The organism is Paenibacillus litoralis (genome assembly GCF_046244365.1).
Classification (GTDB): domain Bacteria; phylum Bacillota; class Bacilli; order Paenibacillales; family NBRC-103111; genus Paenibacillus_V.
Window position 1 is genome coordinate 5171187 of sequence record NZ_CP176395.1, and the last position, 17207, is coordinate 5188393.

16 protein-coding genes and 1 riboswitch are annotated in these 17207 nt (G+C 51.6%); of the genes, 1 reads left to right on the top strand and 15 read right to left on the bottom strand.

The annotated features are described in order from the left end of the window. Nucleotides 1–97: 97 nt before the first annotated feature. The 3 genes from ACKGJP_RS21715 to ACKGJP_RS21725 all read right to left on the bottom strand — a co-directional run bounded on the left by ACKGJP_RS21715 (nucleotide 98) and on the right by ACKGJP_RS21725 (nucleotide 2041). On the bottom strand, nucleotides 98–448 hold the full coding sequence (locus ACKGJP_RS21715; RefSeq protein ID WP_409340891.1) for a PH domain-containing protein: 351 nt from the start codon (nucleotides 446–448) through the stop codon (nucleotides 98–100). 64 nt (nucleotides 449–512) lie between these two features. Continuing rightward, nucleotides 513–1379 (bottom strand): DUF695 domain-containing protein, encoded by an 867-nt coding sequence (locus ACKGJP_RS21720; protein WP_409340892.1) that lies wholly within the window; start codon nucleotides 1377–1379, stop codon nucleotides 513–515. A 110-nt stretch (nucleotides 1380–1489) separates the two neighbouring features. Continuing rightward, on the bottom strand, nucleotides 1490–2041 hold the full coding sequence (locus ACKGJP_RS21725; RefSeq protein WP_409340893.1) for a GNAT family N-acetyltransferase: 552 nt from the start codon (nucleotides 2039–2041) through the stop codon (nucleotides 1490–1492). 388 nt (nucleotides 2042–2429) lie between these two features. On the opposite strand from ACKGJP_RS21725, the gene ACKGJP_RS21730 reads away from it, so the two are divergent. After that, nucleotides 2430–3140, top strand: coding sequence for an HAD family hydrolase (locus ACKGJP_RS21730; protein ID WP_409340894.1), 711 nt, complete (start codon nucleotides 2430–2432; stop codon nucleotides 3138–3140). Between the two features lie 13 nt (nucleotides 3141–3153). Here the strand turns inward: ACKGJP_RS21730 and ACKGJP_RS21735 are convergent, their stop codons facing one another. From ACKGJP_RS21735 to recA, 12 genes are all read right to left on the bottom strand, one after another. After that, nucleotides 3154–4674, bottom strand: coding sequence for a cyclodeaminase/cyclohydrolase family protein (locus tag ACKGJP_RS21735; protein ID WP_409340895.1), 1521 nt, complete (start codon nucleotides 4672–4674; stop codon nucleotides 3154–3156). Nucleotides 4675–4737: 63 nt separating this feature from the next. Beyond that, nucleotides 4738–4818: riboswitch (ZMP/ZTP riboswitch) on the bottom strand. Between the two features lie 113 nt (nucleotides 4819–4931). Further along, nucleotides 4932–5396, bottom strand: coding sequence for a RicAFT regulatory complex protein RicA family protein (locus ACKGJP_RS21740; protein ID WP_409340896.1), 465 nt, complete (start codon nucleotides 5394–5396; stop codon nucleotides 4932–4934). A 71-nt stretch (nucleotides 5397–5467) separates the two neighbouring features. Next, nucleotides 5468–7057, bottom strand: a complete 1590-nt coding sequence (gene miaB / locus ACKGJP_RS21745; protein WP_409340897.1) for a tRNA (N6-isopentenyl adenosine(37)-C2)-methylthiotransferase MiaB — start codon at nucleotides 7055–7057, stop codon at nucleotides 5468–5470. 180 nt (nucleotides 7058–7237) lie between these two features. Continuing rightward, nucleotides 7238–7813 carry a phosphate propanoyltransferase gene (gene pduL / locus ACKGJP_RS21750; protein WP_409340898.1) on the bottom strand — a complete coding sequence of 192 codons (576 nt, stop codon included), beginning with the start codon at nucleotides 7811–7813 and terminating at the stop codon, nucleotides 7238–7240. Between the two features lie 92 nt (nucleotides 7814–7905). Beyond that, on the bottom strand, nucleotides 7906–8772 hold the full coding sequence (locus ACKGJP_RS21755; protein WP_409340899.1) for a 2-oxoacid:ferredoxin oxidoreductase subunit beta: 867 nt from the start codon (nucleotides 8770–8772) through the stop codon (nucleotides 7906–7908). Then, nucleotides 8760–10505 (bottom strand): 2-oxoacid:acceptor oxidoreductase subunit alpha, encoded by a 1746-nt coding sequence (locus ACKGJP_RS21760; protein WP_409340900.1) that lies wholly within the window; start codon nucleotides 10503–10505, stop codon nucleotides 8760–8762. The genes ACKGJP_RS21755 and ACKGJP_RS21760 overlap by 13 nt, the downstream gene beginning before the upstream one ends. Nucleotides 10506–10736: 231 nt before the next feature. Beyond that, complete coding sequence (locus ACKGJP_RS21765) at nucleotides 10737–11690, bottom strand: dipeptidase (RefSeq protein WP_409340901.1); 954 nt, start codon at nucleotides 11688–11690, stop codon at nucleotides 10737–10739. A gap of 337 nt (nucleotides 11691–12027) precedes the next feature. Further along, entirely contained in the window at nucleotides 12028–12288 is a 261-nt protein-coding gene (gene spoVS, locus ACKGJP_RS21770) for a stage V sporulation protein SpoVS (RefSeq protein WP_027084382.1), read from the bottom strand. 161 nt (nucleotides 12289–12449) lie between these two features. Then, nucleotides 12450–13241 carry a TIGR00282 family metallophosphoesterase gene (locus tag ACKGJP_RS21775; protein WP_409347226.1) on the bottom strand — a complete coding sequence of 264 codons (792 nt, stop codon included), beginning with the start codon at nucleotides 13239–13241 and terminating at the stop codon, nucleotides 12450–12452. A gap of 202 nt (nucleotides 13242–13443) precedes the next feature. Then, nucleotides 13444–14994 (bottom strand): ribonuclease Y, encoded by a 1551-nt coding sequence (gene rny / locus ACKGJP_RS21780; protein WP_409340902.1) that lies wholly within the window; start codon nucleotides 14992–14994, stop codon nucleotides 13444–13446. A gap of 251 nt (nucleotides 14995–15245) precedes the next feature. Next, complete coding sequence (locus ACKGJP_RS21785; protein ID WP_409340903.1) at nucleotides 15246–15905, bottom strand: RecX family transcriptional regulator; 660 nt, start codon at nucleotides 15903–15905, stop codon at nucleotides 15246–15248. Nucleotides 15906–16012: 107 nt separating this feature from the next. After that, the gene (gene recA / locus ACKGJP_RS21790) at nucleotides 16013–17059 is read right to left on the bottom strand and encodes a recombinase RecA (RefSeq protein WP_409340904.1); all 1047 of its coding nucleotides are present in this window, start codon (nucleotides 17057–17059) and stop codon (nucleotides 16013–16015) included. Between the last annotated feature and the right edge of the window lie 148 nt (nucleotides 17060–17207).

Genomic DNA, 17207 nt, shown 5'->3' on the forward strand with positions numbered 1-17207 from the left:
TCTACATGCATCAAGCATGGTTTCCTTACAAAAAGAGCTCTCCTTCAAGCAGTCGGCCATCTGCTTAAGGAGAGCTCTTCTATTGCTGAACATGGTTTTACATCTCTTGCGACACTTCCGTCACTTCCATCGCTTTATGACGCATCCGCGATTGCTCCACCGTTTCTCCAAGAAGATCGGCGACCTCGATCGGACGACGTATGTTGCGGATGACTAACTGCGGGTTGCTGGCATCCGTCGAGTAGAGCGTTACGTCGCCGACTCTGAACATACGCTCCCACAAACTGCGTTTGGTCGAAACGTCCCGAATCCGGTACAGGCGGATTTCGTCTCTTTTTTTCGTGAAAAAGCCTTTCTCCACAATAATTCTGGATCCGGTTAACGTATACTTCGTAAAGCTCGGCCAACCGAATTGAAACGGTTTGCCTTCCCAAAGCACTTCTTCCATGCACGTCCCCCCTTCCTGACTTCCTACTATCATGGATATGTGCGGAGCCGGACAAAAAAAACGGCTATTTGTTGAAGGACAGCAATTCCCACGTCGCGGCGGCTAAAATAATGACTGCAAAAGCAGCGACGATGAGTCTGGGATTCCGCATGGCCAAACGCAATCTGACCGTAAAGCGGCGGCTGGCGTCCGTACCCCAGCCGTCGTAATTCCCTCCATGGGCTTCGGCCAGCTCGAACAGCTCCCTGACCATTCCGTTCAAAGCCCCCATATCGAGCACAACCCGCTTGCTGACCACAAGCTTATGCCCTTTTCCCATCTCGGTAACATTCTCCGTCAGCTCCACCTTAAACCCGTGGGCGATCGCCTTTTGCTTGCAAACATCCATGCTTTCCCGGCCGTCGAAATAAAGGACGTGATGCACCGGACGCACGACATCAAGCTTGTAGCCGTTTTGCCGTAAGCCATAAAACAATCTCGCATTTCTCATATAAAGCTGCTCGAGAGGCGTCGGATACAAATAGTCCGTATAGAAGCTCCAATTCGCGTCAGGCCGCTCCGCATAAGTGAAATTAAATTGATCGTACGCTTTTATAAGCGTCTCCAGCTCGTGCTTGTATTCGCTTCCGTCTTTCATATAGTAAAACAGCTCGACTTTCGAGCTTGTCATCAAGCGCCCCACGTAGATGCCGAGCCTATCCTTGTTTTCTTGCCGGCTCATGAGCGATTCCAAACGGTCTTCGAGCTTATAAACCTGCTCATAGATCGCTCCGATCGTCTGATTGCCCAAAGCCCGATACAGATTCACGGTAAGCGAAAGCAGCATCGTATAACCATTTGGCGGGTCGTTCTGCTTCAAACCCGTATTCAGAAAAAGGGACATCCTCTCCCGTTCCGTGTTTCGCTCGAAAATATTCCAATCCTCCGTCATGAAGCACCTCGCTATCGTTAAAGAACGACTCCTGATTCCAGCTTCCCATCGTCCTCCGCACATTACTTCCACACAGCCCCCGCTTGTTCCTGCCTGCCGGCTTAAACGGCTTAAGAGAATTTCGCATGCCATTCCGACGCAAGCATGCCGTACATGACATGATCGACATAGCGGTCCTGCAGCCATTCACGCTCTCGGCGGCACCCTTCATGGACAAAACCAAGCCGCTCCGGGATGGCACGGCTTTTCCGGTTTTCGACGGCGCATTCAATTTCCACCCGGTTCATGCCGAGAGTTCCAAAAGCAAAATGCACGAGAGCCTGGCAAGCTTTCGTCATAATGCCAAGCCCCTGATAGCCCTCCCCAAGCCAATAGCCGATACTTGTCGAGCGGTTCATCCAATCGAACCGGTGATAGCCGATAACGCCAACAATCCGGTTGTCATGCCAAATCCCCGCCTGAAACCCGTCGTTTGCCGCAAATTGGGCCATCGAACCGCGAATGAACGCTTGCGTCGATTCCAAGGTGTTCTGGCTATACGCCCACGGCAGCCACTGCTGCAAATACGGGCCGCAGCTTCGGATCAGCGCATAAAGCGGCTCTGCGTCACGAAACTCCAGCAGCCGCAGCGAAACATGTTCGTCAATCGTGTAAGAAAACATAAATATTCCTCCCGTCAATAGCGTCCGCAAGCCGGCTATTTAGGCGCAGGACGCGTATAGCCCGACAATTTGACAATGAAATCGAGGAGCTCTAGAATGGCAGCCGTTTCCCGTTCTTCAGTACGTTGTATGCGATTTCCAGCCGGATCATGATTCGGCTTTGCATCCCTATGCGTTAGAAAAATCTTCCATCCTTCATAAGACGCAAGGAATAATGTTCTCTAGATTACCATAAGAGCCGCCGATTGTGAACCCGATGCCAAAAATCCGAATACAAGAAAATACAGGTATAAGATTAGCGGCTCCTGTTGTCGTTTGTTACAAAACGGTTTACCGGCCATTCCGGATGTGGTAAATTGTTCGTTAACCATTCAAGGGAGGAACCTCTGTGAAATCGTGCAAATTGATTCTTTTCGATCTCGACGATACGCTCGTCTTCTTCGACGAATATTGGGCGGAAAGCTCCAAATTCGCCCTCGCGGCACACCCTCTTGCAAAGGGGCTTGATCCCGACCGTCTTTACGCCGAGTTTAAGAAGCTGGATCTCGCGCTAGAACCTCTTTACCTGGACGAACAAATCACATTGACGGCATTCAGGGAGCAGCGCTTTATCGGAGCGTTAGCGGCCTTTCATGTTGCGGCCACGAAGGAAGATGCGGGGGTGTATGACGAATTGTTCCGACCTGCCATTCGGAAACACCTTAGGCCGAATGAGGAACGACTATCGTTTATGGAGAAGCTGAGCGGGTCATACCTGCTGGGGATCGTAACCAACGGCACGCTGCGTCTGCAAATGGATAAGCTGGAAGGCGCGGGGCTTGCTCCCTTCTTTCCTGAAGACTCCCTTTTCTGCTCGGATACGATCGGCCATTCGAAGCCCCATGCCCCCATCTACGAAGCAGCGCTTCGTCATTTTGGAGCGACTCCGGAGGAAACGCTATTCGTTGGCGATTCGTGGGAGAATGACGTTGTCGGCCCTTCCCTGCTGGGCATGAAAACGGTTTGGCTGAACCGAAGCGGCTTACCCGCTCCCGAATCGCTAGCCAAACCGCTCGCTATCATCCGCAATGTCACGGAATTGCATGACGATCTCTTTTGACGATACGCCTGCCTTATGCTCTTATCCGTCGATATACCGTATCAAGCACCGATTCCTTGTTCACATAAGCTTCATTTCGAAGTGCGCTTGCTTCTCCGCGAATTTTTTGTTCGAGCTGACTGCCACCTAAAGCCGGCAAGTTGATTTCTACGGTCAATAGGGCGGCTTGCAGCGAAGCCTCCAGCAGCAGGACGCCAATGCCCAGATCCGAGATCGCCGTCTTGTTCCCCGTTTCCGCCATCGCCCCGGACGCACGAATCGCATCCGTGCATAGCCTTGCAAGCCTCAGCGGCACATCGGCGGCAGCTTGTGCGGCCTCCCGCAGCGCTTCATCGCGAGACGCCCCTTTTGTAAGTTTCAAGGCCGCCATGTACGCTTCAAAAGCTTGGATATCCTCATGAAGCAGCGATTCGGACCGGGCGATCGCCGCCGCCATCTCTACTGCTAGCGTATTCGCCGCCGCCTCCGTTTGCGCAAACTTAGGACCCGTCGACAGCTTTGCCACCATGGAAGTCATCGAAGCGCCTAGCGCCGCCGCTAAGGCTGCGATACTTCCCCCGCCCGGCGTAGGCGACGCAGAAGCGGCCGCAGCCAGGAACGACCGAATCGTGGCGTCATACGGCACTTCCTCCGAGACAGCCGCTGCGTCCGTACCTTTAGATGGTTTCACCCGCTCTTCGCGCTGCCAATCCATGGCTCGAAGCACATTTTCGAACAAGATCATGGTTGTCACCGTACCGACTCCTCCCGGTACCGGTGTCATCGCCGCAGCCACTCGCAGGACATCGGGATCAACATCCCCCGCGATGCTTCCCTCCTCCGTCTCGTTAATGCCGGCATCCACCACAATCAGTTCCTCGTGCGCCGCTTGGACGCTCACCAGCCCGCGGCGTCCAGCTGCCGCAAAAACGATTTCCGCCCGGCGTACATGCTTATCCAAATCGGCAGTCCGGGAATGGCAGACGGTTACCGTAGCTTGCTCACGCTGCAGCAAATGATACAAGGGCTGGCCGACCGTCTCCCCTCTGCCGATCACGACCGCATGCTTGCCCGCAAGCGATATCCCATAATGCTTGAGCAACCGGATGCAGGCTTGCGGCGTAGCCGGCGCGATTCCGGGTCCGCCTGACAGCAAGGCAAGACGATTGGCTGGCGTTAATCCGTCCACATCTTTAAGCGGATCGATCGCTGCCGTCACCCGCTTCGCATCGATCGCCTTAGGCAAAGGAAGCTCCACCATAATGCCATGCGTCTTCTCGTCTTGATTCAGCGATCGGATGCAGTCTACGAGCGCATGCTCCTCCGCCCCGCTTTGGAACGGGTACAGATCGAAGGCGATGCCCAGCTTCTCCGCCGTTTTTCTTTTGGCGTTCACATACCATTCCGTTGCAGGGTCGCCCTCCACCCAAACTACGGCAACCCTGGCTGCCACGCCCTGCTCTTGGTACGCTTCCACGTTGGCCTTGATGGACGCTGCCAGTTCGTCGGCCAGCGGTTTGCCAAGCAGCTTTTTTGTACGCGTCATTTCATTCATCGTCTTCGCCTCCAACTATTTTTTGTACGAAAACAAAAAAAAGCACCCGACATGATCGTCGAATACTTTCGCCCAGGCGTACGGCTTTTATGTTCCGCGCGCTCCCCCGTGGTCGTCCACGTTCCGCCAGTTACGCGCAGCTTCCCTGCTTCCATCAGTTTATCAGACGAACGCGAAACGCACAACAATAATCATCCGCCGGATGCTGCCCTCTCGCTACAATAAAAAAGAAGACCTCGCGGTCTTCCCCTTCCGTCTTAGTCGCTGCAATTCGCCGGGTCGGCTTCTGCCGATGCGGCTTCCACTTGAATCTTCTCGGAAACGGTATCGCGAACGACCGACATGACCAGCTGCAGCAAATAGTTGATATCGCTTTGCGATTGCTGGAATTCCGTTACGATCGGAATCGAATCGAGCTCGTCCTGCAAGGACGTAATTTCGGCTTCGATTTTCTCAACCATTTGCGGATTTTTGAACGTGTTCTGGAAGGCGACGATCTCCTTCTGCTTTTTCTTGATTTGCTTGATCAAGCTCTGTACATGATCGTTATCGGCGATCTGCTTTTCCGCCTTCTGGTAGAACTCCACTTCGGACGATGTAGAAATCAACGCCGCGAGTTCTTTCGCCTTGCTCATAATATCTTCACGGACGATCAGGTCCGTGGAATTGTAATGCGGGATATCGCATGATTCGACTTCATGATTGTGATGATGCTCCGACATATCGACGCCTGCCTTTTATCAAATTTAGGAGAGAGTCGCCTCTCCCTTTCTTTTTTTGTAAGGAACCTGCCTTAGATGGCTTGTTGCACGGACTCCGGGATCAAATCTCCATACAGCACCCACGTCTGTGGCTCGGTAATTTTCACCTGTGCGATCGTTCCGATCAACTGCTTCGGTGCAACGACATGAACGAGCTTATTCGTACGCGTGCGAGCCGACAGCACATCCGGGTTGTTTTTGCTTTCCCCTTCGATCAGCACTTCTACGATCTCGCCTCGCAAGCTCTCGTTGCTTTGTTTGCCAAGCTCTTTCATAAGGTCGTTCAAGCGCTGCAAGCGCGCTCTCTTGACATGCTCGGGCACGTTATCCTCCATCGAGGCCGCAGGCGTTCCTTCACGCGGGGAATAGATGAACGTATAAGCCGAGTCGTATTTCACTTCGCGAACCAGCGACATCGTATCCTCGAACTGCTCCTCCGTCTCGCCCGGGAAACCGACGATAATATCGGTCGTCAGTACGGCGTCCGGTATCGCTTTGCGGATTTTGCCCACCAGCTCAAGATAATGCTCGCGGGAATATTTGCGGCTCATTCGTTTAAGAATTTCCGTATTGCCCGACTGCACCGGCAGATGGATATGCTCCATCAAATTGCCTTTTTGGCTAAGCACCTCGATCAAACGATCGTCGAAGTCGCGGGGATGCGAAGTCGTGAACCGGACGCGCGGGATATCGATTTTGGAAATGTCGTCCATCAAATCTCCGAACGTATAGTCGATATCCTCGAAATCTTTGCCGTAGGCGTTGACGTTCTGGCCGAGCAGCATAATCTCCTTGAAGCCGCGGCGCGCCAAATCCCGAACTTCCGCAATGACGTCATCCGGTCTCCGGCTCCGCTCCTTGCCCCGGGTATAAGGAACGATGCAGTACGTGCAGAACTTGTCGCAGCCGTACATGATATTGACCCATGCTTTAATGCCTTCGCGCTTTTTGGGCAGGTTCTCGATAATGTCGCCTTCCTTGGACCACACCTCGACAACCATTTCCTTGCTGAAATACGCGTCTTTTAACAAATGAGGCAGACGGTGAATGTTATGCGTACCGAAAATCATGTCCACGAACGCATGCTTCTGCATGATCCGCTTCACAACCGCTTCCTCTTGAGACATGCAGCCGCAAACGCCAAGTACGAGAGACGGTCTTTCGGCTTTGAGCGCCTTCAAATGCCCCAGCTCGCCGAACACTTTATCCTCCGCATTTTCGCGGATCGCGCAAGTATTGAGCAAAATAACGTCCGCCGCAAGCTTATCTTCCGTGCGCTGGTAGCCCATTTGCTCCAGCAGACCCATCATCGTTTCCGTATCGTGCTCGTTCATCTGACAGCCGTATGTCGTGATCAGGTAGAACTTATCCTTACCGAACTCTTTCATATCTTCCGGAATGCTGAAATCGTAGTGGACTTGGATATCTTCCTTGCCCCTGCTTTTCTCGTCTTTATGGCTTGGAGCCGCATTGACCGTAATATTCCGACCGCTTACGCGGTATGTTGTTTTCCCGTCTTCCTGCTTGACGACTTTCGCGTTAGAAAAGTCGAAATATTGGGAGTAGTCTTTGTCGCCCTTGACGGATTTTAAGTCCGCTGGCTGATTACTCTCCTTAGACATGCTTGTTTCACTTCCCTCTATGCTTGAAATGTCATCGTTTTATGATTTAGTAGTCCAATAACGTATTATAACATTTTACCATTCGGTAATCCATGTTCGCTTTTTGACAAAAATAAAATCCTCTCTATCCAGCCTAAGGAGAGGATTTAGCGGTAAATGGAATCAAACCGGACCGTTCCGTCATTCAGCCTGCATGATATCCGCCGTGTCGCCTGTCTTCACGCCCGCCGCATTGGCTTCATCGGTATCGATGTGCATATCCAGCGCATAATGATCGGATACTCTTGCAATAACCTGCTCCAATATTAAAGGCCGTTCGCCGTTCAACCTGACGGTTAGCAGCTGTCTGTCAACAATCCCAAAGGCCGCCGCATCGCTAGTATGAAAATGAATATGTCGGGCAGCTACGATCACGCCCTGTTCCAGCCGAACCTCGCCTTTCGGACCGATTACCGTTATGCCCGGCGTTCCTTGAATGTCGCCCGATTCCCGCACGGGGGGATTGACTCCGATCGAGAACGCATCCGTCCGCGAAATTTCAAGCTGCGACCGTCCCCGCGCAGGTCCGAGTATTCGTACCGCTTCGAAGCGTCCTTTCGGCCCGACGACCGCTACGGTCTCCTCGGCCGCATACTGTCCGGGCTGCGTCAGCTGCTTTAATATCGTCAATGGATAGCCTTCACCGAACAAACGGTCTATATGTACTGGCGATAGATGAATATGTCTAGCCGAGACGCCGACAGGGATCCGAATCAAGCCGCTCTCTCCTTTCCCTTGCTCTTCTAGTATACTGCCAAAAAAGACAAAGACATACAGCAGATGCCGTATGTCTTTGAAGGGGTTCCGACTTATTTGAATTCTGCCACAAGCTTGTCAAATTGCTCGGACGAAAGCTTAAGATCTTGTTTCACAAGCGGCTCTTCTTTGAAGCCGTGAACGAGATTTTCGTAGCTTCTTCTGGACTTGTCTTGATAAATAAGACCGGTCAGCATGCCGTTCGTTTCCATGATTTTGGTCATTGCCGATACGCGGTTGGACGAATCGTATTCAGGGGATTCTTCCAGATCGACAATATTCTCTTTAAACCAGTCGTACGTGTTGATTTTATTGAACGTTACGCAAGGGCTGAATACGTTGATCAGCGAGAAGCCTTCATGCTTCATGCCTTCTTCGATCAGCGTCGTCAGCTGCTTCAGGTTGCTGGAGAACGATTGAGCAACGAATGTCGCACCTGCAGCCAGCGCCATTTCGAGCGGAGAAAGAGCCGACTCGATCGAGCCTTGCGGCGTACTTTTTGTTTTGAAGCCTTCGGCGCTGCGCGGGGACGTTTGTCCTTTGGTCAGACCGTAGATTTGGTTATCCATAACAATGTAAGTCATGTTGATGTTACGGCGAATGGCATGAACCGTGTGGCCCATCCCGATCGCGAAGCCGTCGCCGTCGCCGCCGGAAGCGATAACGGTCAGGTCGCGGTTAGCCATTTTGAGGCCTTGCGCGATCGGCAGCGAACGGCCATGAATGCCGTGGAAGCCATAAGCGTTAATGTAACCGGAAATACGTCCGGAACAGCCGATACCGGAAACGATGGCAAGCTGTTCTGGCTCAAGGCCTACGTTGGCTGCCGCTCTTTGGATTGCCGCTTGCACGGAGAAGTCACCACAGCCAGGGCACCAGTTAGGTTTTACATTGTTGCGAAAATCTTTTAATGTTGCCATGCGATCAGCCCCTTACATTCTTTGTGAATTTCTGCCGGCAAGAACGGGTTCCCGTCGTATTTCAACAGGTTATGAATCTTATCCCCGCATCCGAGGTGCAGCTTGATCAGCTGAGACAGCTGTCCAGTAGCATTGTTCTCGACTACGACGATTTTCTTCGCTTTGTCGGTGTGCGGCTTCAGCAGCTCCGTAGGGAACGGATGCATCAGACGAACGGTGACATGATTGGTCTTAATGCCTTCTGCCGTCAGACGAGCTCTAGCTTCGTCAATCGTTCCGCCTGTCGAACCCATGCCGATAATGAGCATATCCGGTTCTGCATGCGGCGCATCCGCATGGATCGCATTCGTCACTTTCACGTGCTTCAGCTTCTCCATACGTTTATCCATCATTTTCTTACGGTTGATCGGGCTCTCCGAAGGACGGCCTTCTTGGTCGTGCTCTACGCCTGTCACGTGGTGAATACCGTTCTTCACGCCGGGAATGACGCGAGGCGATACGCCGTCTTCCGAAAATTCGTAACGCTTGAACAGCTTGTTAGGCTCTTGCTCAGGCGCTTCGGTAACGAGCTTTCCGCGATCGATCGTAATTTTATTGTAGTCGAGCATTTCAGCCGATTGTTTACCCAAGCTAAGCTGCAGATCGGTAACGATGATAACCGGGCATTGGAATTGCTCCGCCAAGTTGAAAGCTTCGATCGTATCGTAGAAACATTCTTCTACCGAGCTAGGAGAAATAACGATTTTTGGAATTTCACCGTGCGTCCCGTGAATCATGGCCAAAAGATCGCTTTGCTCTTGCTTTGTCGGCAAGCCCGTCGAAGGACCGCCACGCTGCGTATCGACGATAACGACCGGCGTTTCCGTCATACCGGCAAGACCGATCGCTTCCATTTTCAACGAAAGCCCCGGACCTGCGGAAGCCGTAATCGCACGAGCGCCGCCATAGTTTGCTCCGATTGTCATTGCCATTGCAGCAATTTCATCCTCGGTTTGAATAACGGTGCCGCCGAATTTAGGAAGCACTTTAATCAGATATTCCATAATTTCGGATGCCGGCGTGATCGGGTAAGCAGCCATGAAACGGCAACCTGCCGCAACGGCGCCCAGCGCGATCGCGTCGTTACCGATCATGAACAGCTTTTGTTGGCCGTCAGCAGGCTCAAGCTGCAGTTCGTGAATCGGGCCGCCTGCGAGATCCAGGACGAATTTCGCGCCGCGGGCAACCGCTTCGATGTTCTTCTCGACGACTGCCAGACCTTTGCGTCCGAATTCTTCTTCAACTGCTTTATTAAATACTTCCATCGGCAATCCGAGCAGTGCCCAGGAGGCGCCGGAAGCAACCATGTTCTTCATCAGGGATGTGCCGAGTTCTTCGGCGATTGCCGTAATCGGCACCGGGAACAAGCGTCCTTTAACGCCTTCCGGAAGCGTAGGATTGAATTTCGCATCGGCAACGATAACGCCGTCATCGCGAAGCTCGTGTGCATTCAAATCGATCGTTTCTTGGTCAAATGCAACCAAAATGTCCAAATCGTCGGAAATCGCCCGAATCGGTTTCGTGCTGATCCGGATTTTGTTATTTGTATGCCCACCTTTAATACGCGAGGAAAAGTGGCGGTAGCCGTACAAATAATAGCCCAGACGGTTTAATGCCGTAGAAAAGATCCGGTCGGTACTCTCAACGCCTTCCCCTTGTTGTCCCCCGATCTTCCAAGACAATTGACTAATCACAACGTCCACTCCTTTAGTTGTTCGCTGCTGTAATTTTTCGGTACGAAAACCGATACGAAAGGCAGCATTTCAAGCGGATTAAACAAAAACTTAACAATTAACTCAAACAAATTTTATGACTTTAGATAGTAAAATGCAAGTCGTTTCGACACATTTGAAACATAGTATTTTTCGATCAAATACATATCAATATTAGATCGATGAACCGATTTCATATCTTTCTTTGGAATGTTACATTTTGTTGAACGAACCCGAAGGCAATTGTTCGCGTAAAAAACGAAGCCAATTCCCATGCATAAAACTCTCAACCTGCGCCTCGCTGTAATGTTTCTGAAGCTCTTTTGCCAGATTGCCATAACAGCCTGTATGCTCCAGTCCCTGCACCTTCGCGTCAATGCCGTCGAAATCCGATCCGAAGCCGACATGACCGGCGCCGCCAAGCGAACAAATGCGGTCAAGATGCTTTAGCACGTCCTTCATCACGGCGCTTCTCTCTTTACTCAAGAATGGCGGGACGAACGTAATGCCGATTCTTCCTCCGCGCTTAACGATCGCTTCGATCTGCTCGTCCGACAAATTGCGGGGATGCGGACAAAGGGCGTATGCATTCGAGTGGGAAGCGATAAACGGTTTGTCCGACAACTCCAGCAGCTCCCAAAATCCCGGTTCCGATAAATGCGACACATCTAGAATGATGCCGAGTTTCGCACATTCTTTCACAAACTGCCTGCCCTTAACCGAAAATCCCGCTTTGCGCGTTTCCCCTACTCCGTCAGCCGCCCAATTCGCTTCGTTCCATGTAATCCCCATCAACCGTACGCCAAGGTAATATAACGTATGGAGATAGGTCAAACTCCCTTCCAGTCCGTCAACGCCTTCAAGCGATAGCAGAGATCCGAGCTTATGCCCGGATAAACTTTGCTCGAGCTCCTCCTTGGTACGGATAAACATCGCGTCCGGATGTGCGGCGATATGCTCCATGAACAATCGGACCTGCTCCAATACTTGTTCAAACGTCAGTCGGCTGCGGTCGGGCAAAAAGATGGCATATATTTGCACCGCCATTTCCGCCTGCTTCAGCCTGTTCAGCGATACGTCCGCATCTCTTCCGTCGTGGTCAAAGCCGAGTCGGCGGTTTTCCACCATTTTCATCAGCAAATCGCAATGAGCGTCAATTACTCTCATCTACATCATCTCCAATCCGCATCATGTTAAAACCAGCAAATCGCTCCGGGAAGCTGCAATTTGCATCCATCCTTGCTTATGGAACGGGAACGGAACGCAAATATGCCCCTAAACACTCTAGATCATCGCCCGGCGGCGACTTTTGATGCCGTGCGTTTGCCGAGACGATGAACAATCGGCGGAGATACTCTTTAGGAGTCGTGCAAAAAAACCTGTCTACTCCGTAAACAGGCGTTCCTTGCGATCGATTTATATCCTTAACGCACCGAACATGTGTCTAAATGGATAAGCCGCGTTTTTGAACGGGAATAGCCGCTTGGACTTCAAGACGCTACGCTTACCGCGGCTCAACGATCAGCTTGATTGCCGTACGGTCCTCTCCATCGATCACAATGTCCGTAAAGGCGGGAATACAAATCAAGTCGACACCGCTGGGCGCTACGAATCCTCTGGCGATCGCTACAGCCTTCACAGCCTGATTAAGCGCGCCGGCACCGATAGCCTGCAGCTCGGCCGCTCCCCGCTCGCGGAGAACGCCTGCCAGTGCGCCTGCAACGGAGTTTGGATTGGATTTTGCTGAAACTTTTAATACTTCCATGGAAAAGTACCTCCTCAGGAAAGATGGATTGGTTCCAGTACCCATCATATTCGTGAGATTCGGTAATCATTCCTTCTGCTTGCACCCATTCGCCCTTCTCGCTCAAAGATTCCATCGACGCTTTTCGCAGCTAGCCGAATGGCTCTGCCTTGTGACGATTGCTAGTCAAAAATAACGTCATCTTCGTAGATGCGAATAAGCCGGATTGAACTTGCAGCCCCCGTTTGCTCGTTCATCTCTATTAATACGGCATGGAAATGCCATTTTCCTTCATCCACCACAAAACGAACCGGCAGCTGAGTTATAAACTTATACAGAACGGCGTTGCGTTCCATCCCCAGTACGCCGTCGCGTGGGCCTACCATACCCACGTCCGTGATGTAAGCCGTGCCGCCCGGCAAAATCCGCTCATCGTGGCTTTGCACATGCGTATGCGTACCTACGACAGCCGACACTCTTCCTTCCAAATGCCAGCCCATCGCAATTTTCTCCGATGTCGCTTCGGCATGAAAATCGACCAGCACGCAAGCGGGTCTTTTCTCCGTGCGCAGCAGCTCGTCAACCTTTGCAAACGGACAATCGATTGGCGGCAGGAAAGTGCGTCCCTGCAAATTGATAATCATGAGCTCTTTGCCGTTCGCTTTAATGATGGCGCTGCCCCGTCCCGGCGTGCCCTCAGGAAAATTGGCCGGACGGATCAAACGGGGCTCGTCGTCGATAAAATCGAAAATATCTTTTTGATCCCACGTATGGTTTCCCATCGTAATACCGTGAACGCCCGCTTCGAAAAGCTCCGTCACGATCGGCTTCGTAATGCCCCGGCCAGCTGCGGCATTTTCGCCGTTTGCGATAATGATCGCCGGCTTATATTTGGATTTCAGCTTCGGAATGACGGATTTGACCGCTTTTCTTCCCACGGAACCGACAATGTCTCCAATAAATAAAACGTTAATAGTCGTTGCCTCCCTGCTTTGCTTTCGATAGGTACGCAAGTTCCGCAAACCTTGCGAACATGGCGAAAAGTGGCTTGTAGGCCACTTTTCACGAGGATAGAAACATTATTTAGCTTTCGCTGATTGCCGTACTTTATCCTCGGCCGAAACCGGCTTGTCCATGCAGAAGGATCGGCTTTAAAACCGATCCTTCTTGTCTTCCTTATTTTGCGTACTCGACAGCTCTCGTTTCCCGGATGACCGTTACTTTGATATGACCCGGGTAATCCAGCTCGTTCTCGATCTTCTTCGTAATGTCGCGAGCGAGACGGAACGCTTCGGTGTCGTCGATCTTGTCCGGCTGAACCATCACGCGGATTTCCCGCCCTGCCTGAATGGCGTACGATTTCTCGACGCCTTCGAACGATTCCGAAATGTCTTCGAGCTTTTCCAGGCGCTTGATATAGGTTTCAAGCGTTTCTCTTCTGGCGCCCGGCCTTGCAGCCGACAACGCGTCCGCTGCCCCAACCAGCATCGCGATGACGGATGTCGCCTCGCAATCGCCGTGATGGGATGCGATACTGTTGATGACGACAGGATGTTCCTTGTATTTCTTACCGATTTCTACGCCAATTTCAACATGGGAGCCTTCCACTTCATGATCCAGCGCTTTGCCGATATCGTGAAGCAAACCGGCGCGTTTCGCGAGCGTAACGTCTTCTCCCAATTCTCCTGCCATGAGACCGGACAAGTATGCCACTTCCATGGAATGCTTCAACACGTTTTGTCCATAGCTGGTGCGGAACTTCAATCGTCCCAAAATTTTAATCAAATCAGGGTGCAGTCCGTGTACGCCGATTTCGAAAGTAGCTTGCTCTCCGTATTCGCGGATACGCTCGTCCACTTCTTTGCGCGACTTCTCCACCATTTCTTCGATTCGCGCAGGATGAATGCGGCCGTCTGCAACAAGCTTCTCAAGCGACGTCCTGGCGATTTCCCGGCGAATCGGGTCGAATCCGGACAGAATGACCGCTTCCGGCGTATCGTCGATAATCAGGTCGATGCCTGTCAACGTCTCCAGCGCTCGGATATTGCGTCCTTCGCGTCCGATAATACGGCCTTTCATTTCTTCGTTCGGGAGACTCACGACGGAAACCGTCGTCTCTGCAACGTGGTCGGCGGCACAGCGCTGAATCGCAAGCGTAATAATCTCGCGCGCTTTCTTGTCGCCTTCTTCTTTGGCTTGCTGTTCGATTTCTTTAATCAGTTGAGCGGTTTCGTGACGCACTTCCTGCTCAACGCCCGTTAAAATGATGCTCTTCGCTTCTTCCGTCGTAAGACCGGAGATGCGCTCCAGCTCGGCTAGCTGGCTCTTGTAGAGCTGATCGATTTGCGCTTGCGTTTCGTCGATCCGCTTCTCTTTGTTGGACATCTGCTCTTCTTTACGTTCCAGCGATTCCAATTTTTTATCCAGCGTTTCCTCTTTTTGCAACAATCGTCTTTCCAGTCGCTGAATTTCATTACGACGTTCACGAATGTCTTTTTCAGCTTCGGTACGTAGCTTGTGGACTTCGTCCTTTGCTTCCAGCACCGTCTCTTTCTTTAGTGCCTCTGCATTCTTCTTTGCGTCCTCAACAATCTGAGCGGCAGCATGTTCAGCACTCGAAATTTTCGCTTCTGCAAGAGATTTCCGGATAAAATACCCAATCCCAGCGCCTAGAAGAGAACCAACAACGAGTGAGATCACGCTCCAAATGATCGTCTCCGGTGCCATCGTGTACACCTCCTCGATGTTCCTCCAAGGGGTTAGCTTGGGATAAATTCAGTTTTTATTCGTTCGTTTGCGTGCTGTGTAACATTTCCGGTTTCATACGGTAAAGAGAGTAAAATTGGCGTTTTTACTTCTTCAGGATAAAAAATATACATGATCATTTTAGCTTTTGGGAAAGAAGCTTGTCAAGCGTAGACCGTTCCCTTCTTGGCGAACGACCGGCCCGCCGGCATTTCATTAATGCCATTAATGATCTAAAATTCCCAATCGTCGAGCGATTCGTTCATGACCCGCTTCAATACCTGGCTTACGGTAGCGCTCGTGTAGCCTCTGCGAAGAAGGAACGACGCCAGCTTCTGCTTACGTTCATAGGGTTCCCCTTTTAGAGAAGAAAGCTTCTTCGCCGCCAATTTGCTTGCGTTTGCCAGCTCCGCTTCTTCATCAAGCGATGCGATCGCCTCTTGGATGTTTTCGCTTGCAATACCTTTTTGCTGAAGCTCTTGTTTAACCCAGTTGCGTCCCTTACTTTGGTTCATGATGCGATGCTCGGTCCATTGCATGGCAAACATGCCGTCATCGATCAGCTTCTCGTTTTTGAGCCTCTCGATCGTCAAGTCGATTATCGTTTGCTCGTAGCCCTTCAGCTTGAGCTTCTGCCTAACTTCCTTCATCGAACGCGGACTCCGGCCGATATATCGGAGCGCATGAGCGTATACCTCCTGCCGCTCCTCGGCCTGAATAACCTCCAGCATCCGCTCGTTATCGATCGTTTCGCCCTTGAGCAGCCTGTATTTGATCAAAATATCCTCGTGTACCGAGAAAGCAAACGACTCATCCACAAATATATTGTAGCGGCGTTTATTCCGCTTCTGCTGTTCTACCGACGTAATGACGGATTCTTGACTCTGATTCATTGCGTGCCTCCGGTCCTATAGCCGAGCCCTGTGTGAGGGACCGGCGTTTCGTTCTAGTTATAAAAAGAAAGACGCCCTTTGTCAATCAAAGGCGCGTCTTCCGGTCTTTATTCGAACAATGCCGCTTCTTCCTCTTCGTCATCCTGGGAAACCGCCATATTAGCAGTCGGCACCAACACGCTGGCATCGCGAATCTTCTTCTCGATAATGTCGGCAATGTGTTTGTTATCCTTCAAATACTGTTTCGCATTTTCGCGCCCTTGGCCGAGACGTTCGCCTTCGAACGAATACCAAGCGCCGCTCTTGTCGATAATGTCGAGCTCCGTGCCCATATCGACGATGCTGCCTTCTTTAGAAATGCCTTCACCATACATAATGTCTACCTCAGCCTGCTTGAACGGAGGCGCCACTTTGTTCTTTACAACCTTAATGCGCGTGCGGTTACCGATCATATCGTTGCCTTGCTTGATCGTCTCGATACGACGTACATCCAAACGGACCGAGGAATAGAACTTGAGCGCGCGTCCGCCTGGCGTTGTTTCCGGGTTGCCGAACATTACGCCGACCTTCTCGCGAAGCTGGTTGATGAAAATCGCGATAACCTTCGATTTGTTGATAGCGCCGGACAGCTTCCGCAGCGCTTGCGACATGAGACGAGCCTGCAAGCCGACATGAGAGTCGCCCATATCGCCTTCGATTTCCGCTTTCGGTACGAGCGCGGCAACCGAGTCGATGACGATAATGTCTACCGCTCCGCTGCGCACGAGCGCTTCCGCGATTTCGAGCGCCTGCTCGCCGGTATCCGGCTGAGACAGCAGCAGCTCATCGATATTGATGCCCAGCTTGCTTGCATATAAAGGATCAAGTGCATGCTCCGCATCGATGAAAGCGGCTTGTCCGCCGGCTTTTTGCACTTCCGCAATCGCGTGCAAGGCTACGGTTGTTTTACCGGATGATTCCGGTCCGTATACTTCTATAATTCTGCCGCGGGGAAATCCGCCTACGCCGAGCGCGATGTCCAGCGCCAGCGAGCCGCTTGGGATCGTCTCCACCTGCATGTGAGTCGATTCCCCGAGCTTCATGATCGAACCTTTTCCGAACTGTTTCTCGATATTACGCAATGCCGCTTCCAATGCCGCACGACGATCCGCCAACTTGTCCACTTCCTCTACTGGTTATGTTATAGATCTATCATAACTTCTTTTTCGCCGGTTGCCAAGTAGTTTTTCGAACATATATTCGCATATTCCCCACAAAGTGAAGCGAATTCCTCGCAGCGGATTCCTATTACTTTGCTGGGAG

Bases quoted from the DNA above. Each gene is read 5' to 3' on its own strand.
- rny (WP_409340902.1), bottom strand. From the start codon at position 14,994: ATGGCACCGGAGACGATCATTTGGAGCGTGATCTCACTCGTTGTTGGT.
- ACKGJP_RS21720 (WP_409340892.1), bottom strand. From the start codon at position 1,379: ATGACGGAGGATTGGAATATTTTCGAGCGAAACACGGAACGGGAGAGG.
- ACKGJP_RS21725 (WP_409340893.1), bottom strand. From the start codon at position 2,041: ATGTTTTCTTACACGATTGACGAACATGTTTCGCTGCGGCTGCTGGAG.
- ACKGJP_RS21765 (WP_409340901.1), bottom strand. From the start codon at position 11,690: ATGAGAGTAATTGACGCTCATTGCGATTTGCTGATGAAAATGGTGGAA.
- ACKGJP_RS21785 (WP_409340903.1), bottom strand. From the start codon at position 15,905: ATGAATCAGAGTCAAGAATCCGTCATTACGTCGGTAGAACAGCAGAAG.
- miaB (WP_409340897.1), bottom strand. From the start codon at position 7,057: ATGTCTAAGGAGAGTAATCAGCCAGCGGACTTAAAATCCGTCAAGGGC.
- ACKGJP_RS21740 (WP_409340896.1), bottom strand. From the start codon at position 5,396: ATGTCGGAGCATCATCACAATCATGAAGTCGAATCATGCGATATCCCG.
- ACKGJP_RS21735 (WP_409340895.1), bottom strand. From the start codon at position 4,674: ATGAATGAAATGACGCGTACAAAAAAGCTGCTTGGCAAACCGCTGGCC.
- ACKGJP_RS21755 (WP_409340899.1), bottom strand. From the start codon at position 8,772: ATGGCAACATTAAAAGATTTTCGCAACAATGTAAAACCTAACTGGTGC.
- ACKGJP_RS21715 (WP_409340891.1), bottom strand. From the start codon at position 448: ATGGAAGAAGTGCTTTGGGAAGGCAAACCGTTTCAATTCGGTTGGCCG.
- spoVS (WP_027084382.1), bottom strand. From the start codon at position 12,288: ATGGAAGTATTAAAAGTTTCAGCAAAATCCAATCCAAACTCCGTTGCA.